The sequence below is a fragment of the Bacillus sp. AMCV2 genome, from assembly GCF_056033925.1.
Window position 1 is genome coordinate 3,557,169 of sequence record NZ_JBVYIB010000002.1, and the last position, 20,733, is coordinate 3,577,901.

Annotated in this window: 21 protein-coding genes; 8 read left to right on the forward strand and 13 right to left on the reverse strand. The window is 41.5% G+C overall.

Translation table 11 applies throughout. From position 1 onward, the window contains the following. Window positions 1-31 precede the first annotated feature (31 nt). Window positions 32-1,744 carry an acetolactate synthase AlsS gene (alsS, locus tag AC0OMA_RS18365; protein WP_474222324.1) on the reverse strand — a complete coding sequence of 571 codons (1,713 nt, stop codon included), beginning with the start codon at window positions 1,742-1,744 and terminating at the stop codon, window positions 32-34. Between the two features lie 157 nt (window positions 1,745-1,901). On the opposite strand from alsS, the gene alsR reads away from it, so the two are divergent. Together alsR and AC0OMA_RS18375 are read left to right on the forward strand one after the other, a co-directional pair. Next, a complete protein-coding gene (alsR, locus tag AC0OMA_RS18370) occupies window positions 1,902-2,810 on the forward strand; it encodes an acetoin biosynthesis transcriptional regulator AlsR (protein WP_003227859.1) in 909 nt (302 codons plus the stop codon). 210 nt (window positions 2,811-3,020) lie between these two features. Next, window positions 3,021-4,349, forward strand: a complete 1,329-nt coding sequence (locus tag AC0OMA_RS18375) for an arsenic transporter (protein WP_080109047.1) — start codon at window positions 3,021-3,023, stop codon at window positions 4,347-4,349. A gap of 56 nt (window positions 4,350-4,405) precedes the next feature. Here the strand turns inward: AC0OMA_RS18375 and AC0OMA_RS18380 are convergent, their stop codons facing one another. The 3 genes from AC0OMA_RS18380 to cotH form a co-directional block, all read right to left on the reverse strand. Then, entirely contained in the window at window positions 4,406-5,083 is a 678-nt protein-coding gene (locus AC0OMA_RS18380; protein ID WP_003227857.1) for a DUF2642 domain-containing protein, read from the reverse strand. 59 nt (window positions 5,084-5,142) lie between these two features. Next, window positions 5,143-6,240: a spore coat protein CotH gene (locus AC0OMA_RS18385; protein WP_474222326.1), complete on the reverse strand. Its 1,098-nt coding sequence runs from the start codon at window positions 6,238-6,240 to the stop codon at window positions 5,143-5,145. A 128-nt stretch (window positions 6,241-6,368) separates the two neighbouring features. Then, window positions 6,369-7,457 carry a spore coat protein CotH gene (cotH, locus tag AC0OMA_RS18390; protein WP_474222327.1) on the reverse strand — a complete coding sequence of 363 codons (1,089 nt, stop codon included), beginning with the start codon at window positions 7,455-7,457 and terminating at the stop codon, window positions 6,369-6,371. Between the two features lie 142 nt (window positions 7,458-7,599). Between cotH and AC0OMA_RS18395 the strand changes: the two genes are divergently transcribed. From AC0OMA_RS18395 to AC0OMA_RS18405, 3 genes are all read left to right on the forward strand, one after another. Next, window positions 7,600-8,187: a CotG/ExsB N-terminal domain-containing protein gene (locus AC0OMA_RS18395; protein ID WP_181220231.1), complete on the forward strand. Its 588-nt coding sequence runs from the start codon at window positions 7,600-7,602 to the stop codon at window positions 8,185-8,187. Window positions 8,188-8,360: 173 nt separating this feature from the next. Further along, a complete protein-coding gene (locus AC0OMA_RS18400; RefSeq protein WP_015714833.1) occupies window positions 8,361-8,978 on the forward strand; it encodes a flavin reductase family protein in 618 nt (205 codons plus the stop codon). Window positions 8,979-9,155: 177 nt separating this feature from the next. After that, window positions 9,156-9,491: a DUF4181 domain-containing protein gene (locus tag AC0OMA_RS18405; RefSeq protein WP_474222329.1), complete on the forward strand. Its 336-nt coding sequence runs from the start codon at window positions 9,156-9,158 to the stop codon at window positions 9,489-9,491. A gap of 4 nt (window positions 9,492-9,495) precedes the next feature. Here AC0OMA_RS18405 and ggt read toward each other — a convergent pair whose 3' ends face one another. Next, the gene (gene ggt / locus AC0OMA_RS18410) at window positions 9,496-11,073 is read right to left on the reverse strand and encodes a gamma-glutamyltransferase (RefSeq protein WP_474222331.1); all 1,578 of its coding nucleotides are present in this window, start codon (window positions 11,071-11,073) and stop codon (window positions 9,496-9,498) included. Window positions 11,074-11,286: 213 nt separating this feature from the next. Between ggt and chrS the strand changes: the two genes are divergently transcribed. The 3 genes from chrS to chrA are packed head-to-tail and all read left to right on the forward strand — an operon-like array spanning window position 11,287 to window position 12,903. Next, window positions 11,287-11,763 carry a chromate efflux transcriptional regulator ChrS gene (gene chrS, locus AC0OMA_RS18415; RefSeq protein ID WP_047183307.1) on the forward strand — a complete coding sequence of 159 codons (477 nt, stop codon included), beginning with the start codon at window positions 11,287-11,289 and terminating at the stop codon, window positions 11,761-11,763. Window positions 11,764-11,776: 13 nt separating this feature from the next. Continuing rightward, complete coding sequence (gene chrB, locus AC0OMA_RS18420; protein WP_047183308.1) at window positions 11,777-12,370, forward strand: chromate efflux transporter subunit ChrB; 594 nt, start codon at window positions 11,777-11,779, stop codon at window positions 12,368-12,370. Then, window positions 12,367-12,903: a chromate resistance efflux protein ChrA gene (gene chrA / locus AC0OMA_RS18425; RefSeq protein WP_474222332.1), complete on the forward strand. Its 537-nt coding sequence runs from the start codon at window positions 12,367-12,369 to the stop codon at window positions 12,901-12,903. Before chrB ends, chrA begins: the two co-directional genes overlap by 4 nt. A 131-nt stretch (window positions 12,904-13,034) precedes the next feature. Here chrA and AC0OMA_RS18430 read toward each other — a convergent pair whose 3' ends face one another. From AC0OMA_RS18430 to uglF, 8 genes are all read right to left on the reverse strand, one after another. After that, entirely contained in the window at window positions 13,035-13,751 is a 717-nt protein-coding gene (locus AC0OMA_RS18430) for an endonuclease V (protein ID WP_474222333.1), read from the reverse strand. 109 nt (window positions 13,752-13,860) lie between these two features. Next, window positions 13,861-14,511, reverse strand: coding sequence for a hypothetical protein (locus AC0OMA_RS18435; RefSeq protein ID WP_327830299.1), 651 nt, complete (start codon window positions 14,509-14,511; stop codon window positions 13,861-13,863). A gap of 76 nt (window positions 14,512-14,587) precedes the next feature. Beyond that, complete coding sequence (locus AC0OMA_RS18440; protein WP_322839803.1) at window positions 14,588-15,139, reverse strand: hypothetical protein; 552 nt, start codon at window positions 15,137-15,139, stop codon at window positions 14,588-14,590. A gap of 5 nt (window positions 15,140-15,144) precedes the next feature. Beyond that, a complete protein-coding gene (locus AC0OMA_RS18445; protein ID WP_474222334.1) occupies window positions 15,145-16,962 on the reverse strand; it encodes a T7SS effector LXG polymorphic toxin in 1,818 nt (605 codons plus the stop codon). Window positions 16,963-16,980: 18 nt separating this feature from the next. Next, the gene (locus AC0OMA_RS18450) at window positions 16,981-17,241 is read right to left on the reverse strand and encodes a YwqI/YxiC family protein (protein ID WP_024572843.1); all 261 of its coding nucleotides are present in this window, start codon (window positions 17,239-17,241) and stop codon (window positions 16,981-16,983) included. 8 nt (window positions 17,242-17,249) lie between these two features. Beyond that, the gene (locus AC0OMA_RS18455; protein ID WP_024572844.1) at window positions 17,250-17,672 is read right to left on the reverse strand and encodes a YwqH-like family protein; all 423 of its coding nucleotides are present in this window, start codon (window positions 17,670-17,672) and stop codon (window positions 17,250-17,252) included. Between the two features lie 557 nt (window positions 17,673-18,229). Beyond that, window positions 18,230-19,015, reverse strand: a complete 786-nt coding sequence (locus AC0OMA_RS18460; RefSeq protein ID WP_474222335.1) for a YwqG family protein — start codon at window positions 19,013-19,015, stop codon at window positions 18,230-18,232. Window positions 19,016-19,237: 222 nt separating this feature from the next. Next, complete coding sequence (gene uglF, locus AC0OMA_RS18465; protein ID WP_474222336.1) at window positions 19,238-20,560, reverse strand: UDP-glucose 6-dehydrogenase UglF; 1,323 nt, start codon at window positions 20,558-20,560, stop codon at window positions 19,238-19,240. Window positions 20,561-20,733: the final 173 nt, after the last annotated feature.

Genomic DNA, 20,733 nt, shown 5'->3' on the forward strand with positions numbered 1-20,733 from the left:
TTCATAAAACAGTGTCGTGATGCGCAGAGTGCTAGAGAGCTTTCGTTTTCATGAGTTCACCGAATTCTTTCGGAAGCCTGTCACTTGCTAAATTAATGTTATCACTGTAGTCAACCGGGACATCAATGATGACAGGACCTTCAGCGTTCATGCCTTGACGCAGAACATCTGCCAGCTGGTCTGGTGATTCTACGCGCAAGCCAGTTGCTCCGAAGCTTTCCGCATATTTCACGATATCGATATTTCCGAAATCGACCGCAGATGTACGGTTATATTTTTTCAATTGCTGGAATGCAACCATGTCATATGTGCTGTCGTTCCATACAATGTGTACAATTGGTGCTTTTAGTCGAACCGCTGTCTCTAATTCCATTGCTGAGAATAAGAAACCGCCGTCACCAGAGACAGAAACCACTTTTTCTCCCGGTTTCACCAATGAAGCGCCGATTGCCCAAGGAAGCGCAACGCCGAGTGTTTGCATACCGTTACTGATCATTAATGTTAACGGCTCGTAGCTGCGGAAATAACGTGACATCCAAATGGCGTGCGAACCGATATCGCAAGTTACTGTAATATGATCATCGACTACATTACGCAACTCTTTAACGATTTCAAGAGGGTGCGCTCTGTCTGATTTCCAATCTGCAGGCACCTGCTCACCTTCATGCATATATTGTTTTAAATCAGAAAGGATTTTCTGCTCACGCTCTGCAAATTCCACTTTTACAGCATCGTGTTCGATATGATTGATCGTGGACGGAATGTCACCGATCAATTCAAGATCAGGCTGGTAAGCATGATCAATGTCAGCGATAATTTCGTCTAAATGGATAATTGTCCGGGCTCCATTGACATTCCAGAATTTCGGATCATATTCAATTGGGTCATAGCCGATCGTCAGAACGACATCCGCCTGCTCAAGCAGCAAATCGCCAGGCTGGTTGCGGAACAAACCGATACGGCCAAAATACTGATCCTCTAAATCTCTCGAAAGGGTACCGGCAGCTTGATATGTTTCAACAAATGGAAGCTGAACCTTTTTCAAAAGCTTGCGAACCGCTTTAATTGCTTCCGGTCTTCCGCCTTTCATGCCGACCAAAACGACAGGAAGTTTTGCTGTTTGGATCTTTGCAATGGCCGCACTGATTGCATCATCTGCTGCAGGACCGAGTTTTGGCGCTGCAACAGCACGCACGTTTTTCGTATTTGTGACTTCATTCACAACATCTTGCGGAAAGCTCACAAAAGCGGCCCCAGCCTGCCCTGCTGACGCTATCCTAAATGCATTTGTAACAGCTTCCGGTATATTTTTTACATCTTGAACTTCTACACTGTATTTTGTAATCGGCTGGAATAGCGCCGCATTATCCAAAGATTGATGTGTCCGTTTTAAACGATCTGCACGGATCACGTTTCCAGCAAGCGCAACGACAGGGTCTCCTTCAGTGTTCGCTGTCAGCAGACCTGTTGCCAAGTTCGAGGCACCCGGTCCTGATGTGACTAACACGACTCCCGGTTTTCCAGTTAAACGGCCGACTGCTTGGGCCATGAATGCTGCGTTTTGTTCGTGCCGGGCAACGATAATTTCAGGTCCTTTATCTTGTAAAGCGTCAAATACCGCATCAATTTTTGCACCTGGAATGCCAAATACATGTGTGACACCTTGCTCCACCAAGCAATCAACAACAAGCTCCGCCCCTCTGTTTTTCACAAGGGATTTTTGTTCTTTTGTTGCTTTTGTCAACACCCTCACTCCTTATTATGCATTTTAAACGTAAAATTTTAAATATCTTGTGATAAGTTTCACTATACACTCTTTGGAAATTGACCTCCAATATCGATTCGCCTTATGATTAATATGTAATACGAATTATTAACCTATGGAAAGGAATGCATATTGAATGGAGCTTCGCCATCTTCAATACTTTATCGCAGTAGCCGAAGAGCTTCATTTCGGAAAGGCTGCCCGGCGGCTGAACATGACGCAGCCTCCTCTCAGCCAGCAGATCAAACAGCTGGAGGAAGAAGTCGGAGTTACGCTTCTGAAAAGGACAAAACGATTTGTCGAGCTTACCGCAGCAGGAGAAATCTTTTTAAATCATTGCCGGATGGCATTGATGCAAATCGGACAAGGAATTGAACTGGCACAGCGGACGGCCCGCGGCGAGCAAGGCCTTCTCGTAATCGGTTTTGTCGGATCAGCTACATATGAATTTCTGCCGCCGATTGTCCGGGAATATCGTAAAAAATTCCCATCTGTGAAAATAGAACTGCGTGAAATATCCTCGTCTAGGCAGCAGGAGGAGCTACTAAAGGGCAACATTGATATTGGTATACTTCATCCTCCCTTACAGCATACAGCTTTACATATCGAAACCGCCCAAAGCAGCCCTTGTGTTTTAGCTTTGCCTAAGCAACACCCATTGACTTCTAAGGAATCAATTACGATTGAGGATTTAAGAGATGAACCAATTATTACTGTTGCTAAAGAAGCATGGCCTACTCTATACATGGATTTTATTCAGTTCTGTGAACAAGCGGGCTTCAGACCCAACATTGTCCAGGAAGCCACAGAATATCAAATGGTGATTGGTTTAGTCAGTGCCGGAATTGGTATGACATTTGTTCCTTCCTCAGCCAAAAAATTATTTAATTTGGATGTTACTTATCGAAAAATGGACCAAATACAGCTTAATGCAGAATGGGTTATTGCTTACCGCAAAGACAATCATAATCCGCTTATAAAGCATTTTATTCATATTTCAAATTGTCAGCAGACAAGAACTAAAGAGAGTGATGCAGGTACATGAACGATACTTGCAATCTCTTTTTTCTTTTGGGTTTCTTATGGAAATTTTATTAATTTAATATAATCGCTTAGTACAACTTTATATCAGTATACGTATACATACAGTACAAATAGTTGGCAAGGACATTAGTAAGCGCAGGACATTAGTTTGATTTTAAAAATGAAAGATAGAGAGGTGAAGTAAATTATTGAGTTCACCGGCATATTCACATTGCTCGTTTTTTTCGTAACAATGATTTTTATTTTCTGGAGACCAAAAGGACTAAATGAAGCTATCCCCGCCACATTTGGCGCTTTAATGGTTTTATTGTGCGGAAGTGTGTCATTGGCAGACTTAGGGGAAATCGGAACAAAAGTCACGGGTGCATCGGTTACAATCCTTGCCACTATGATTATGGCCATTGCACTAGAAAGCTTTGGTTTCTTTTATTGGGTGGCTGCAAAACTGCTCCAACAATCCAAGGGTTCAGGCATCAAGCTTTTTTGGCTAACCAATTTGCTCTGCTTTCTCATGACCATTTTCCTGAATAATGATGGGAGCATTTTGATCACAACTCCAATCCTTTTGCTTGTACTAAAATATTTAGGTTTAAAAAAACATCAAAAAGCCCCATATTTATTAAGCGGTGTTTTAATAGCCACAGCCTCTAGCGCACCGATTGGCGTAAGTAATATTGTTAATTTAATTTCTCTCAAAATAATTGGAATGGATCTATATCTTCACACTGCCATGATGTTTGTCCCTAGTATGATGGGACTCATTTTTATGACTTGTCTACTGTTTATGTTCTTTTATAAACGTCTTCCCAAGAACCTGCCAGATATACCGAGCCATTTTCAGTCTCTGCGGCATAGAAGGTACCATCCTCTTCATTCGCCATCAGCTCCTTTACCAGAACAAAATCAAACAAAAATCATGTTGTTTGTGCTTGCATTTGTTTTTCTCGTCAGAATGAGTCTATTTGCAGCATCATATACCGGTATTTCTGTTCCTCTAGTCGCTGTCATCGGATCTTTTATCCTGTTGAGCTGGAGATGGATTTATTTCAAAACCTCCCCAAGAGACTTGTTATATAAATCGCCTTGGCACATTTTTATATTCGCTTTTACTATGTATGTCTTAATTTATGGTTTGCATAATATTGGATTCACTGAGTTACTTGTGAATTATTTTGAACCCGTGGTTTCTGGAAGCCTCGCCCATGCAACTTTCGCATCAGGTATCTCTACTTCTGTTTTTTCTAATCTCTTTAACAATCATCCAGCGTTAATGATCAGTACTTTTACCTTAACTGAAATGACCCTGAATCCTTCAACCACAAAAATCATCTACTTGGCAAATATTATCGGCAGTGATATCGGTTCATTATTATTACCTATGGGAACCTTAGCAACGCTTATTTGGATGCATATATTAAAACAGCATGATGAAAGTATTTCATGGGGCGAATATATAAAAACGACCATTATCATCATTCCGCTGACTGTTCTTTTTACGTTAACATGTTTATATTTTTGGATCAGTTGGTTATTTCTTTAGTACAGTATGAAACGAAAAACTGCCTTCTGCTATTCAAGAGGGCAGTTTTGTATACACTAGGGAAGATGCATTGTCTTTAGATGATTTAACTTCCAAATGACTGGCTCTCCACTTGCGTTAATAAGCTCAATTATATTATTAGAGACATCCTTTAATAGACCAACTTTTTCTGGCACCTCTCCCATATCAAATATGACCAATTCACCAATATTTTTTTTGATCTGCTCCTCAAAATTACGTACAAGAGGAACTTTGGAAGGCACGACAGGCAATTGTGAGTTGTCAAGAGTATACGGTGTTTGTTCAGTTGAATAAGGGGTAAACCATTTTAAATGATGCATAGATATAAAAAGGATTTTAAATACGGGTGAGAAAAATACAATATAATCGTTTAAAACATTTGTAACATACCCATGGATCGATCGACCCCCAGTTACATAAACTTCAATAAACTGGCCTTTGACCTTGTTTAATGTATTTCTATATGAAAAAGCTTGAGTTTCTGCCTCTATCATTGGATCTTCCGGATTGATCAAAAATGGCTTCTCAGTACTGGTCATTATTTTCGCCTTGTTCATTTGATGAAGATGCAACAAGGGAATATAAAGATAATTGCAGCCATCAAAAATAACAAAAATATCCTGTCCGATATCTATGAGGGTGCCGACAAACCTTGTATCTCCTGAAATGACAACCTCAACATCTGTGTTAAGGAATTGATTCAAACCTTTCACGATTCTCCTCCTTTAACTGAAAAAGGGCATCACTTAATCTGATGCTCCTCCATTATCTATTAAAATTTACGTTTCCAGTGATAGTCTATCGTTCTGACAATCGTTTCATAGCTATAATCTTCCTTTTGTTTTCCTGAACTTTTTAAGGAACTTGAATAACCTGGTGATCTTGATGATTGATAATCTGAAGATCTTGGTGATCGTTTAGATGTTTTTGATGAACTCTTTGAACCTGATGAGCTGTAAGATTTTGATGATTGATGATCTGAAGATTTTGATGATCGTTTAGATGATTTTGATGAACTTTTTGAACGTGACGAACGACCAGATTTGGATGATTGATAATCTGAAGATTTTAGTGATCGTTTAGATGATTTTGATGAGCTATATGATTTTGAAGAAATGAATGAATTGCTGTCCTTATCATTATTGTCTTCCTGGCTTTGTTCATTTTTTTGATCCTCTTTTTTGTACGACCCTTTTGGGCCTAAGCTGATGCTTTTTATGTGAAAAGGATAGATGCGAAGCACCTCTTGATTTTTCACTATAGTATAATGGCCGTCGGCATTATCTACAAGGATACCCTCAATGGCTTCCGGACCTCCACGATTAATTGAAACCCATTTATGAGTCAGACTCTTAAAAACCTCGCTTAAATAATCAGCTTCCAAGACACCCGCTGGCGTCTGTCCTTCTATTTTCAAATCGGGCTCAAGTTTACTTATACTCTTGATGTGATGGATATTAAAATACACTACCCCATCCTCATTTGTGTTTAACGCAGCGTAATCATCTCCCAGCCAGACCAATCTTCCTTTTTTAGATTCCGGCCCCCCCTGATTAAATTGAACTGATTGGTTCATTAATTGTCCGATTAAGCTATGAAAATCGTCAGCGTCGGGCATTTCCTCAGTCTCAATTGCTGTGGTGCTATTATTGGTATCCTCAGTAATACTTTTCACATGATCCAACTGATAATAAATTATTTTTTTTTCAGCTTGTAAAGCAATATAATCTGATTTTACAGCAGTTAATTTCCCTTTTTTAGATTCCGGACCTCCACGATATACAGTAACAATTTTATCTTTCATTGAATGCAAAAAGTTATAATAAGATATTTCATCATTTGAATGATACTTCATTCTCCTCTTGCTCATTCAAGTTCCTCCTAGTCACTTATACATAGATGATAAACATATTGCATATATACGTGTCACGATTATTTGTTGAACTAATTCAATAGCCTAATTGTCGCTTTTTCAGCAGAATACCTATTTTCACACATTCATAAAATACTTAAATTATTTTTGAGGTATTGTGAACGGTTTTTAATATATTCACAAATCACATCCGGCTCACGGTCAAAACTCTCAACATCATTCTTTTTATATGGGTCCATCAGGATAAAAGGCCTAATCCGCTCATACATCGCCATTATTTTCGGTTCCATATATTCTATCGTAAAAAGAGATTGAAGCGTTTTTTCTAACAGGCGCTTGTAGGACTTGCGAAACTCGGATTCATCCAATATCCGGGCGGTTAGTGTATTAAATCCTTGAATTCTTACATAATCGGCAGCCATCCGCTCTCCATGGATATCCCTGCCCCAGGTCGCATCATAATCCCAAGGAATCACCTCAAATAATCCGGTTTCCCCGCTTCTGTATAATGCGTAGTTGTGCACAAACCCGTCATAGTTCGAGGTGAATACAATACCGGCAAGCCAGCACAAATACTTATCGACATCTACGTGTTTTGTCACTTCTGACTTAAACTGAGCTTTAGGGACAGTATTAATTTTAAAAATCATATCCTGTAAATAAAAATCATCTTCCACAGTCCCTGTCTTCTTTTCATATCCAAGCTCCAGCGACGTCTTCGTTTCCTTTTCCAAATCGCTCATCAGAGAAAAGTTAGCATCATCATCCACCGCGTAAAAAATCGCGCCATCAGCCAGCTTCCTTTTCGCCAAATAATATTCATCAACGGATTCAAGTTCAAGATAAACCCCTTCATTCTTCCCATTCACCTTTACAAACACAAACTCTGCTTTTGGAGACAGTGTCCCTAGCTCCGAGAAAAAATCCAGAGACAATTTGTTTCTCATCAAGGAAGGGTCTTTGTACTCCGCATTTAAGTGAATCTCTCGCGCGCCGCGGAATGTTTTCGGCTGATAAAAGGAAATATGGTATGACTTCTTTTTGAAGTCTCTGATATGTGATCCCCGATAAGCGATATCAATATCCAGCCTTTTTTGATTTACCTTCATCACAGCTGGCACCGGATCATCGTCCCATATATCCTTTTTTAATTCACGCAAATCTTTTGGATGAACAAACAGCTGATAAAGCGGTAAATTGGATTGATTCTTCATCCATAATCCTCCTTACAAATTTTAGGCTTTTATTTTTTATAAGATCTCAGCGGAACACTTATACACTTTTTAAAACCGCGCGTACTATGAGGGTAGTAAGGATCTTCATCCTTAACATCATTTTTAAAAGGAGGATTTCAAATTGGGCCACTATTCCCATTCTGACATCAAAGAAGCGGTGAAATCCGCAAAAAAAGAAGGTTTAAAGGATTATTTATACCAAGAGCCTCATGGAAAAAAACGCAGTCATAAAAAGTCGCACCGCACTCACAAAAAATCTCGCAGCCACAAAAAATCATTCTGTTCTCACAAAAGATCTCGCAGCCACAAAAAATCATTCTGTTCTCACAAAAAATCTCGCAGCCACAAAAAATCATACTGCTCTCACAAGAAATCTCGCAGCCACAAAAAATCGTACCGTTCTCACAAAAAATCTCGCAGCTATAAAAAATCTTGCCGTTCCTACAAAAAATCTCGCAGCTATAAAAAATCTTGCCGTTCTTACAAAAAATCTCGCAGCTACAAAAAGTCATACTGTTCTCACAAGAAAAAATCTCGCAGCTATAAGAAGTCATGCCGCACACACAAAAAATCTTATCGTTCCCATAAGAAGTACTACAAAAAACCGCACCACCACTGCGACGACTACAAAAAACACGATGATTATGACAGCAAAAAAGAATACTGGAAAGACGGCAATTGCTGGGTAGTCAAAAAGAAATACAAATAATCTAAGTTTTCATTGTTTCAATAGGCTGCCGGCGGAGGTACGGAAGCCTATTTTTTTATTTGCCCTGTATTAGATATATGTCATGACATAACATATGCAACCCGCATCATTTGGTTTCCTTTAAACCATTTCGTTATAATCAAGGTATCCTAACGATAAAGGCGGTTGTTGCTATGTACATATTTCAAGCTGATCAGCTTAGTGCCAAAGACACATACAAGCTATTGTCAGGTACCGTTATTCCCCGTCCCATTGCATTTGTGACAACACTTTCTTCAGGAGGAGCGGTCAATGCCGCGCCTTTCAGTTTTTATAACGTCGTCAGCTCAGATCCTCCGCTTCTCAGCATTTCTGTTAACAGGACGGAAGGACGCCAAAAAGATACAGCGCGAAACGCAGTGGAGAACGGAGAATTTGTTGTTCATGTCAGTGATGAAGCCATCATTGAAGATATCAATGAAACAGCTGCAAGCTTAAGGCCGGATGAAAGCGAGCTTACACGCACCTCGCTTCATCCTGTTGAAAGCAAAGCTGTTTCAGTTCCCGGCATTAAGGAAGCCCGCGTTCGCTTTGAGTGCAAATTAGAGCGGCATATTACCTTTGACAATGATCAAGGCGTCACTACAGCAGATCTGCTCATCGGAAGAGTTGTCTGCTTCCACCTAGATGAAAAGGTGTATGATGCAGAAAAGGGATATATTTTAACGGATGAATTAAAGCCTGCCTCACGATTGGCGGGAAATCACTATGCCAAGCTCGGGGAAGAATTCACACTGATTCGTCCCAGCTGAAGAGAAGGACTATTTAAATAGAAGAAACTAGTCAAAAAGACCTTATGATTACAAAATATCGCCTGTAAAAAACTGAAAAAATATCAAAAAAAAGAACACCCAGAGTAAGCTCGGGGTGTTCTTTTATGAAACGTTTTTCCTTTTTCTTCGTATAAAGGTAGATTAGGGGGAATTGGAATGACAAACTTTTGGATTTTAATGCTGATCACTATTACCATCAGTCTCGCCTCTCAATTTTTCATAAAGAAAAAATACGGTATTGATAAATCCTGCTGGCGATATAAGCATGTCAGCAATACACACAAATGGATCGAAATCACTTTACTTATTTTGTTTGTGTTTTCACTCTCATTTTTTCCAGTTGAATATTTGCTTCTTTTATTTTTTATTGTGATTGACTCAATACGAATTTTTATGGAGTGGCATTATAGACCTGAAGATAAACAGTATATGTACCACATTGTAGAGGTCTCCCTAATGTTTGCGCTTTTGATTTATATTTGTATCCTCTAGTTATTTAAATCCCCACAGCCGCTCCGTCTCCCCGAGGATCGGCTCCGCCTTGGAGAAAGCCTTCTTCATCAACTTTGATTGCAGCCGCGTGTCCCATCAGCGGATCATAGTCACCGACAACCTCCACGAGATGTCCGCTGTCTTTCAGTTTTTGGATTGTTTTGTCTGTGAATCTGCCCTCAACTCTGAGACCTTCGTATTCTTCTCCCCACGTTCTGCCCCATACCCAGCGCGGTTCGCTAATTGCCTGCTGTGGATGCATTCCGTAGTCCAGCATTCGGGTAATGATGGCCGTCTGGGTCTGCGGCTGGCCTTCGCCGCCTTGTGTACCGTACAGAATTTTCGGCTTTCCGCCTTTACAGACCATAGCCGGCATCAGCGTATGGAAGGTACGCTTTCTCGGTTCAAGCATGTTGACATGATTTTCATCCAGTGAGAAAAATGATCCGCGGTTTTGCAGTAATATGCCTGTATCACCGGCAGTGATTGCCGAGCCAAATTCAAAGTACAGGCTTTGGATGAATGACACTGCGTTGCCATCCGCATCGATTACGGCCGCATATGCCGTATCACTTCCCACCGGCCTGCTTTCTGCCGGTACTGCGAGATAGCCGATTTCTTCTGCCAATTGTTTTGCATAACGTTTGTCCAAAAGCCTTTCAAGCGGAATGTCTGCAAACGCCGGATCAGTCAGGACGGCATCCCGATCTAGAAAACTCTTTTTCAATGCCTCCACAAGCACATGATAATACTCAAATGAACCGTGTTCGATTTGGGTGAAATCATAGTTTTCCAAAATGTTCAGTGTTAATAAACCGGTAAATCCCTGAGAATTCGGCGGCGCCTGATACACACTGTATCCTCGATAATCACTTGATACAGGCGCTGCCCACTCACCCCGATGCGCTTTAAAATCATCGATTGTCATGTAACTGCCGTTATTCTGTAAATGTGAGACAATCCGCTGAGCGAGATCTCCTTCATAAAATGCGCTTCTTCCTTTTTTAGCAATCAAGTTCAGACTGTCTGCAAGCTCTTTTTGCACAAACCGCTCTCCCGGGACAGGTGCTTTGCCCCTTCTCGTGAAGATGTCAGCCGTGTAAGGCGTGGAGGCCAGCAATTCAATATTCTTTTCTGTGTGACGACACTGATCAGCTGATACAGGAAACCCATTTTGGGCATAATCGCGTGCGGGCTCCAATACATCTGCAAGAGACAGACGCCCGTACTCCTTCAGGACCGCATCCCAGCTATCAACCATTCCCGGCACGGTAATGGCACTGTCAATTCCCCGCAGCGGAATCGCGCTTTTTCCCTTATATACATCTCTCGTTACGTTTTTTCCTGAACGGCCGCTGCCATTGTAGACTTTTACTGCCTTTGTTTCCTGGTGAAAAGTCAGCCAAAAGGAATCCCCGCCAAGTCCGGTCATATGCGGGTACACAACCGCAAGACAAGCACTCACCGCAACAGCGGCGTCAAACGCGTTGCCTCCCTTATCCAGTATGCGGTTTCCGGCTTGAGAAGCGAGGTAATGCGGACTGACGACCATTTGCTTTGTACCGATGACAGAATTGTTCATCACAAGTCCCCTTTTTTAAGAAATTTTCTTCAGTATAGGAAGCCTGATTTTTCACATCTACTGATCCGGCAGAAAAACTGACGAACTTTCTTCCTTTCGCAAATAATAAGATGTTTTGACATTCATTTCGAAAACAAATGAAAAATTATAATTTCGAAACGTAATTTTTATGGTAAAATGATGTCTAAAAGGCTACGAAAGCAGGTGGAGCAATTGAGTCATGAATATCAAATCCCCAACCTTGTACTTGATGAGACTGATAAACAAATTCTCACGATTTTGCATGAAGAAGGCAGAATTTCTTATACGGATCTTGGCAAAAGAGTCGATTTGTCACGGGTCGCCGTCCAGGCCCGTATCAACCAATTAATTGAAGCCGGTGTTATTGAAAAATTCACCGCTGTCATCAATCCCGCTAAAATCGGCATTCATGTTTCCGTGTTTTTCAATGTCGAGGTAGAACCGCAATTTTTAGAAGACGTCGCTCTTAAGCTTGAGGAAGAGCCTGCGGTCACCAGCCTTTATCACATGACAGGCCCGAGCAAGCTGCATATGCATGGGATCTTTGCCAACGATCAAGAAATGGAAGAATTTTTAACAAAACGGCTGTATCCATTGCGAGGCGTCGTCAGTGTTGATTGCCAGATGCTGATCAAACGATACAAAAGCCGTATGGGAATGAAGCTGTAAAGGAGAGAAACGAATGAAAAACCATCCTTATCGGGATATGACGGCCGCAATGGTTCGCACCGGCATATTAGGGTTCGGCGGCGGACCTTCCGTGATTCCGCTGATCCGCCATGAAGCGGTCAATAAGTATAAATGGATTGACGATGATGAATTCGGAGAAATATTAGCAATCGCTAATGCGCTTCCCGGACCGATTGCCACCAAAATGGCTGCTTATCTGGGCTTTAAGCTAAAAGGCACATTAGGTGCAATTGTGGCGACCCTCGCCCACATTCTGCCTACATGTCTTGCGATGGTGGGCTTGTTTGCGGCTGTAAATGTGTTAAGCCATTCAGCAATTGTTGCAGGCATGATTGGTGCCGTCACGCCGGTAATTGCGGTAATGCTCGGAATCATGGCGTACGAGTTTGGCCAAAAAGCGCTAAAAGGTTTCGGCTGGGTCACCGGCATCCTGTTTTTTATCATCGCTTTTATCGGCCTGCAAACTTTACAGATTAATCCCGGCCTTGTCATTATCATTTTCTTAGCGTACGGGGCGTTTCATTTTAAACTGAAAGACAAAATCACAAATAAACATTCAAAAGATAAAGGAATGTCAGCCTCATGATATCGATCTATTTATTTATGGCGTTTTTTATCGCAAACCTACTGGGATATGGCGGCGGACCTGCGTCTATTCCGCTAATGTTTGAAGAAGTCGTAAACAGATACAGCTGGCTCTCAAACGATCAATTCTCAAATATGCTAGCACTTGCGAACGCTTTGCCGGGCCCGATCGCCACGAAAATCGCTGCGTATGTCGGCTACAGCGCAGGCGGGTGGCCCGGCTTCCTAATTGCCCTGATCGCAACCGTCGTACCGTCGGCGCTCGCATTGATCGTCCTGCTGCGCATCATCCAGCGCTTCCGCCAATCACCTGTCATCAAAGGCATGACGCTGTCCGTCCAGCCTGTCATCGCGGTCATGATGCTCATTCTTACCTGGCAAATCGGCGCAGACGGCATCAAAGCGATTGGCTGGGTCCAATCGATCGTGATTGCGGGAATTTCGCTCCTTGTCATGACAAAATTCAAAATGCATCCGGCATTTTTGATTATCGCGGCGTTTTTATATGGGGGCCTTGTGATCCCTCATTTATAGAAAAAAGCACCTGGACAGGTGCTTTTTTATTTTGGTCCAGAAATGTCGTTTGATATATGGTTCCTCTCATTCACAGATTGTCCTGTATATAGGAATCATTAAAAAAACTTGCAGATTCCGGCCTGCAAGTTTTACACGTGATTTTTCTGATAAAACGTTCGCAAAACATGTGTTTCAAGGTCAGCCAGGCGGACAGGAATCGGCAGTCTGCTTTCTTGATTAAGCAGGCTCAACGTAATTTGATAACTGCTTTCTAAATCAATGTTATTTCCGCAAGACAAGAAAATAGGCTTCACATCCCGCCGCGTTCGCAGCGCCCGTCCATATACCTCGCCGTCAATGATAATATCAGTGTATGCACCTATTTCATTTTCAGGCGTCACGAAATCGCAGCCTTTGATTTTGAGATAGGTTTTCGCTATCCCAATCGTCGGCTTATTGAGAAAAAAAGCCGCATGGGTGGCAACGCCCATATGGTTGTAATGCAGATATCCGTTGCCATCAAACAAGAAGACATCCGGCTCCGTCTCCAGCTTTTTCGCCGCCTCGATGATCAAAGGCAGCTCGCGAAACGCAAGAAAACCCGAAACATACGGCACGCTGATTCTCCCCATGCTGTGCACTTTTTCAATGACTTCTTTTGTATCAGCATCAATCACGATAATACTGCACACCCCGTACGGTTCTCCATCCTGCTCCCAATAGGCCAGGTCGACGCCTGCGCAGGTGTTGATGGAGTCTGGATGGATCGTGGGGGTTAGGTTGATACGATTTCTAAGGGATTGTTGTATTTGAACAAAATCCGATTCATCTTTTAGATGAAAATCGTGAATTTGATGTATTTCCATTTTACTTGTTTCCCTCTCTTCGCGCTCAATTGTCCTGCATGTCGATTCTAGCAATGACACCAAATTATATCATTGAAAAAAGCAGATAGTATAATCTGCTTTTTTATTACTATTCATTTTTCATTTCTTTCATAAAAATATAATCCAATTGTTTAATTAATTCTTTAAGTTCAGTACACATAATATCCTCTAAAGGATTTTCCCAATCTTCGTTTTTTATCAGTTCAACCCCATAGCTTCCGGCTGGATCACCTTCTGGGTACCACCCTACGTCAAGCAGCAAATTTTTTGTCTTATGAGAAATCTGCAGGAGATCTTGATTAAAGTCAAATAACCAAGCATCATCATTTGCCTCTAGCGTCTTAGGATCAGTATCTTTTAATGTAATATAATCAACAGTCCAACCAGCTGGTATCTTTAGCCTTAAAAAATTGGGAATCTGTTGGCTTAGTGGCTGCAAACCCTCTAAAACCCCGCTTCCCACACTCCAGATTTGATATTCTAACTCTTCTAATAATTGTTCTATCTCATCAAAAGATTCATCTTCATAAATCTTATCTGTATGTAAACCAGCTACTTTGATATGGTATTGATTATTTTCATAACTTACCTTAATAAAGGCCTTACGTTTTTCATTTTGTAGTATTAGTAATTCACATTTTTCTTGCATTCTTTTTTCTGAACATAAATTGTTCAGTACTACAGACCAGCCATTACAGATTTTTAATGGCTGCAGTTGAGAAATATGGTCTCTTTCCATCCCGCTTCTCCTTGCACTCCACATTGTTATACTATCTATAAAAAAACTTGCCGATGACAACACGGCAAGTTTTTAACTATAGCAATTCTAATACATCAGTAAACAAGGCATCTCCTAATGTTAATCTCCTGTTGAAAGGCTGTATATGCGGCAATTCACTCCACTCATACACAGTATCGTAGTAATCATACAAATAACTGAGTTCAATAAACCCTTTCTCTTGCATTATTTTATTAATATAGTTCGTTCCCTGAATAAATTCTAAAGATTCAGCGGTTCCTACAATATCATAAACGCCATCGATTAAATCGTGTCTTAGGGAATAACTATAATCTAATACATAAACAGGAACCAATTTAGATACTTTCATATTGATTTGCTGTTCTAGATGAAATTCATTTTCCCCAGAAAGATCTTGCATGTGGATATTGATTTCTCCAGAAGGATTGTTTAAATCTCTAACTTCAATTTTTTTCAAACCTTTTATTTGATTAAATTCATCAGGTACTTTTATTTTCTCTGCGCATTTGCTCTTGTACCATTCGTCTAATTCCCTTTTCACAAATAGACGATGAAGCAATTCACCGATTTCAGGGTATTCATTAATAAATCTGATTCCATGTTCCATATTTTTTAACCATCCCATCTTCTTGAAGGCTCGCCTTTTTTCGTCTGCTTACCAGTTACAGGATCAAACTCTCCTAAATGCTCTGTTCTTCTGCGGTTCCACTTTTCTAATTTGCCATGCTGGGAATCCCATTGCCAATTAAATCCATCTTTATCTGTCCAAGACTTTCTTTTTAACCTCTCTTTTATTTGTACCATGCCTCTATCTTCCATCCACTTAGTTGGTTCCTTTAAACGATATCCATTGGAATTGTCTCCAACTATCTTCTCTCTGTCAGCTATCGCAGCATTGTATTCTTCAGTCCGTTTCTTCTTACTGTAGTTAGTACCATTATGAGCAACGTAATCATTTTGAGTCATCCCCTCAGGTTTTTCCAACCATTTAGGTTTTTTTGACTGGCTACTAACCATCTTCACAATCCCAAGATCCTTAACAGCCGTCTTTTCCACATCGACACGTACTGTCGGGATTCCGAATGTGAAGCCATCCGGAGTTACAGGGCGTTCTGCGTACACGCGGACGTTTGTTGGGACTTTGAATTGTTTTACTTTTTCTAATGTCTTGTTAGCTGTTTGAACTTTTGAATGGGTTGCAAGCGGGATGCCTTTATCAATATGTTTCGCCAGTGCACCGGCTCCAACCAAACTCAGCACAGCTTCCAGCGCCCCTTGCTTCCGCTTCTCCTCAGACACTTTGTTTCCAAACATATCCCGTCCCGTGACGGCTTCTGTGAATCCATTTGACGTAACAAGGCCGTATGCGCCCATTTCTGTCATTTTGAGAATGTCTAAGGATTTGCCTGTTTTGTAGGCGTCTAATGCGTGTTTAGCAGCGATAGCTGCTTTTCCGGTTTTGTAGATGGCTTTTCCGCCTTTGAAAGCACGGCCTGCCCAGCCGACGACTGGTATAAATCCGGCTGCGGCCATAGCTCCTGCTGTCACACGTTCTGCGGTGGAGAGTTTTTCTCCGGTAACCGGATCAACGCCTTCGGTTGCTCTTTTATAATCATAATAGCCAGTGACTTCTCCAGTAAAGTTGCAAACTCCATCCCATGTTTTTTCGTACCACGGTTTGTTTGCTTCTTCCTCGGCTTTTTCCTGGAGCCGTCTTGCTTCTGCTTGCTGGGTTTTTGCATCGATATAGGTTGTTCCTTGATTTTCTACTTCAATGACGCTTTTGTAGACTTCATTGCTGTGGAAGGCTTTTTTGTCATAGTACATAGGAGAAGCGCTCTTCCCGTTGCTGGTGGCCTGCATGAGAACGGAATATTTGGTGAGCACTGCGTTGTCCAGAGATTCTAAATTTTGATATTCAGTTGTCAGGGATTCATCAAGCTTATCGACTGCCGTAATCGTGTCACGTCTGATTTTTTGGGCATCGCCCATCTTATCTGCATAGTCGTCAAGCGTATACATGTCGAGGTCAATAATATCACTGATGCCTGACAAAATAGAATCGATTTCTTCTTTATGGGCGGAGACTATCTCTGAGGCTTTCAGGTCTCCATTGGGCAGCTCATGATCTAAAAAAGAAGTTTCTACATATGAATCATTCAGTTCTTGATCTTTAATATCTCCTGAAATGCCGTTTAAAAACGCAATTTGAGCAGAGACAAGCGTCAGCCAGCTGTCTACGATTTCCGCCTGCCCCTGAAAGAAATCTTTAATATTGTCCGCGCCTTTGCCTTTAAAATTATCGCCTAAATCGGCAACTCCCTGAAACGCTTTTTTCAGCGTATTCAGCTGCTCCTCAAGCGTCTCATATTGCTTTTTTCTGCTCTTCGCTTCATTGATTAACGACTGTGATTCAAATACTTTGCTCATCGCACTGCCCTTTCTGTTCTATTTTACAGCTATCGCCTCGTCCTGCTCTTTGAGTGAATCTACGTTATCCTTTGTATCCTCGATATTTTTCTGTACCGCTTTTTTGTAATCTCCGAGCATGGTTTTGATGTTCTCCTCACGCTCATGATATTTTTTCGTATAATCGAGTTTATTTTTTCCATTGGACCCCGCGGCGCCGATTGATACGTCAGCAAGCGCATCTTTGACAGACTCTAATGTTTTGATTACAGCATCGTATTTCAATTTAATTTCTGACATAAAAAAGATCACCACAATTTAATAGATTTAATTTGATTAACAGCATCCTCCAAGAATTCTTCACCCTTAGCAAGAGTATGGCCAGCAAAATTCGCTAGCTTTAATTCTTTGTCATAGAAAAATTTCATAGATTCCAACTGAATAATCTCCATCTGAATCGAAGCCATATACTCGTTATATTTATCATTCACAATCTTAGATGCTTCCGATTTCGCCTCTTCTCTTCCCTTGTCGAAATCATCGGCTTTTGTTCCCGTCCAATGCTTGCCCAATTCCGGTTTCACAATTTCTTTGATTTCAGTGATTGCCTCTTCTTGCAGTGTGTCTATGTCCTTTTTTGCTTTTTTCAGCTTTTCGATCTTGTCTTCCACGTCGGAAATTTTTCCGTTGAGCGAACTTTTGATATCCGCTAGCATACTTTCATAACCCATCTGAATCACCTCTTAATACTCAAAAAGTCGTATGGAGGGGCTGATGAAGATAGACTTTTCCATACTTTATTTCCATATATTATATTTTAAAATAGCCAGAAGGCGGCTTAAATAGGGTAAATGGCTTAATTTAGGCATATAACGCTCTTGAAATGTAGGTATTTGATCTTGTTTTTGTTCGTTATACAGTTAATGAAAACGTTTTATAAAATAAAATCACCTAAAGTCATAGTTAAAAAGACACTTGAAAGAGACAGATGCTGTTGATCTGTCTCTTCTTATTTTGTGGTAATTGCTGTAAAATGGTATAGGGTGATGATAGTGAGTTCTTTCAGACCGATGATTTTTTTGTTGTCATTCCTTTTCTGTCCTTCTTTGTTTTCGGTATTGCAGCCACATTGCTATTTAATAAGTCAATACCTCTTACGGTGCTGGGCTTATTGGTTATGTTTATGTTCTGCATTGACTCGGCAACGCCTGATTTTGTTGTGTGGCATTTCATTTCCGCTTCTGACCCTATTGGCATCAGGTGTGACCCTTTGGATCAAAAGCTTGTATTAGCTGCAGTCCCAGTTGTACAGAACGTTTGAAAAATCTTTTTTCCTTAGATCTTCAGGTGTGATGAAAAAATTGGCGATGCCGACGTCTCCCCACATTGAATCGATATCATCGTCTGAATCAATTTGTAAAAGCATGATGGTGTGTTCTTTATATGCGTATTCCCGTGGATCATGCTGGGTAAAAGAAGCGTATCCGCCGATTTTATGGCCAAATCCGTTTTCAGCCAGTTCATTATAAATGTCTTCTTCATCCTCGCCGAACTGACCAAAGAACTCCATTGTTTCCATGCCCGTATACTGCTCAAATTGAAAATCTGTAGGCAGCACCCATTCCGAAGATTTCACAGGCTCGACTGCCGCTTCTGATAAAATCGGAAAATCACATTCGCCTGTGCCAATAAATGAAAAATCAGAAACAAGGTCGTCTTCGTTTTCTATGATATTTTCAAAATAGATCACTCTAAAATTCTTTTGTTCACATCGATCGTCAAAATTCAGTCCATAGACGTCATCATGAAGAGAAATGTAGAACTGCAGGATACCTGAAGAAGGGTAGCCGTCAAGCTGGGGAATTTGCGAGAAATTAATCTGCGCCAGAAGCTTCATCGGCTGTCCATTTTCGTCAGTCGGATATGTTTCATGCTTGGGAAAATAGGGATCACCCGCAATTTTGCTGTCATATCGTCCTGTTTTCCCTGTTCGGACATTCAATTTCACGTATTCTTTCGCTGATTTCTCCAGCAAGTCGCGGTACGGTCTCATTTTTTCGGGCAGATGATTCATCAGATTCTCTCCTTTTCCGGCATCTCCAATTGAATTTGGCAGATCTTGTTCTCTAGTTTTTCTTTTGTTCTTTAATGTTTTTTTCCACTTTCTCAAGCTATTGTTTACGGAAGCCCTACTTCTGTATAATTTTCCAAACAATAGTTAAATAGTAGCAAATGTATTCAGCACCCCGCAATAGATGAAAAAAAGACTGGTGCGCAACCAGCCTTTCTTTTTCAACTATTGAATTGCACCTGACGGAACAACCGCCTTCCGACCGACAGAATAATACTCCACTCCTGCAGCCAAAGCCTCATCCAATGTGTAGCAGTTTCTGCCGTCAAATATGAGCGGCGTTTCCATCAAATCCTGATAAGCCCCTAACGGAAATTGTTTAATGTCAGCCCAGTCGGTTAAAATCATGACGGCGTCAGACCCTTTGACAGCTTCCTCGATCGTCTCTTTATATTCAACAGCTTGCGGGAGAACATGCTTTGCATGGCTAACTGCAATGGGATCGTAGGCTCTGATACGGGCGTCGAGCGCAGCGAGACGGTCTGCAATAACAATTGACGGCGCTTCTCTCATATCGTCGGTATTCGGTTTAAATGACAGGCCTAAAAGGGCAATCGTTTTTCCCGTCACCCCGCCGAGCCTGTTCAGCGCTTTATCAACCAGCATCGCCTGCTGATTGTTGTTGACTTTGATAACCGATTTCAGCAGTTCAAAATCATGCTCGACATTGCCGGCAATTTGCACGAGGGCGTTTGTGTCCTTTGGAAAACAAGAGCCGCCGTAGCCTATGCCCGCTTTCAAAAACTGGCTCCCGATCCGCTTATCCTGTCCCATCCCGTACGCGACTGCTTCAATATCGGCGCCGACCTTTTCACATATATTCGAAATTTCGTTTATAAAACTGATCTTAGTGGCCAGAAAAGCATTTGAGGCATATTTGATCATCTCGGCGCTTCTGATATCCGTTTGGTATATCGGGATTTGAAACGGACGGAAAAGCTCCTCCAGCGTATTTGCTGTTTTCTCATCGGCCGTCCCGATCACGATCCTGTCACCATGAAAGGTATCATAGATCGCCGACCCCTCACGCAAAAATTCCGGATTGGATGCGACCGAAATACTGACAGGCTCCGCTAGATGTTCAGTGATCAGTCCATTAATCAAATCGTTTGTCCCAACGGGCACTGTGCTTTTCGTTACCACGACTGTATCTCGTTTGACATGCTTTGCGATGCGTTTGGCCGCATCTGTAATTTGCTCCAGATTGGCGTGCCCGTCGCTTTTCTGCGGTGTGCCGACCGCTATAAAAATGATGTCTGCCTGTGCCAAGCCTTTCTCATAGCTCGTTTCAAAGTTCAGCCGTCCATCAGCTGTATTTTTTCTCATCAGCTCTTCAAGACCTGGTTCAAATATGGGGGAAATGCCCTTTCTCATTTCATCAATCTTGTGAGCGTCAATATCAATGCAGGTTACATGATGTCCAATCTCAGAAAGAGAAACACCTGTCACAAGACCGACATAGCCTGTTCCGATGACTGTTATATTCATTGTTTCCCTCCAACAGTTAAATTGCTGCTTTGCAGCTTCCGTAATATCGTATGAGAACATCCTATCATGAATGCGAATGATCTCCCGCATAGCCTGTCGGGTACAGCCTGTACAGATTTCTGAAATGTGATTCAACCATACAATACACTATTATATCGCTCTCAAAAAGAAAG

What these genes read in the sequence shown, in the direction of transcription:
- AC0OMA_RS18445 (WP_474222334.1), bottom strand. Translation starts at nt 16,962, where the DNA reads ATGAGCAAAGTATTTGAATCACAGTCGTTAATCAATGAAGCGAAGAGC.
- AC0OMA_RS18435 (WP_327830299.1), bottom strand. Translation starts at nt 14,511, where the DNA reads ATGGAAAGAGACCATATTTCTCAACTGCAGCCATTAAAAATCTGTAAT.
- ggt (WP_474222331.1), bottom strand. Translation starts at nt 11,073, where the DNA reads ATGAACAATTCTGTCATCGGTACAAAGCAAATGGTCGTCAGTCCGCAT.
- AC0OMA_RS18430 (WP_474222333.1), bottom strand. Translation starts at nt 13,751, where the DNA reads ATGGAAATACATCAAATTCACGATTTTCATCTAAAAGATGAATCGGAT.
- chrB (WP_047183308.1), top strand. Translation starts at nt 11,777, where the DNA reads ATGAAAAACCATCCTTATCGGGATATGACGGCCGCAATGGTTCGCACC.
- AC0OMA_RS18400 (WP_015714833.1), top strand. Translation starts at nt 8,361, where the DNA reads ATGTACATATTTCAAGCTGATCAGCTTAGTGCCAAAGACACATACAAG.
- AC0OMA_RS18455 (WP_024572844.1), bottom strand. Translation starts at nt 17,672, where the DNA reads ATGGGTTATGAAAGTATGCTAGCGGATATCAAAAGTTCGCTCAACGGA.
- AC0OMA_RS18405 (WP_474222329.1), top strand. Translation starts at nt 9,156, where the DNA reads ATGACAAACTTTTGGATTTTAATGCTGATCACTATTACCATCAGTCTC.
- uglF (WP_474222336.1), bottom strand. Translation starts at nt 20,560, where the DNA reads ATGAATATAACAGTCATCGGAACAGGCTATGTCGGTCTTGTGACAGGT.
- AC0OMA_RS18450 (WP_024572843.1), bottom strand. Translation starts at nt 17,241, where the DNA reads ATGTCAGAAATTAAATTGAAATACGATGCTGTAATCAAAACATTAGAG.
- chrA (WP_474222332.1), top strand. Translation starts at nt 12,367, where the DNA reads ATGATATCGATCTATTTATTTATGGCGTTTTTTATCGCAAACCTACTG.
- cotH (WP_474222327.1), bottom strand. Translation starts at nt 7,457, where the DNA reads ATGAAGAATCAATCCAATTTACCGCTTTATCAGCTGTTTGTTCATCCA.
- AC0OMA_RS18385 (WP_474222326.1), bottom strand. Translation starts at nt 6,240, where the DNA reads ATGAGCAAGAGGAGAATGAAGTATCATTCAAATGATGAAATATCTTAT.
- alsR (WP_003227859.1), top strand. Translation starts at nt 1,902, where the DNA reads ATGGAGCTTCGCCATCTTCAATACTTTATCGCAGTAGCCGAAGAGCTT.
- AC0OMA_RS18440 (WP_322839803.1), bottom strand. Translation starts at nt 15,139, where the DNA reads ATGGAACATGGAATCAGATTTATTAATGAATACCCTGAAATCGGTGAA.
- AC0OMA_RS18460 (WP_474222335.1), bottom strand. Translation starts at nt 19,015, where the DNA reads ATGAATCATCTGCCCGAAAAAATGAGACCGTACCGCGACTTGCTGGAG.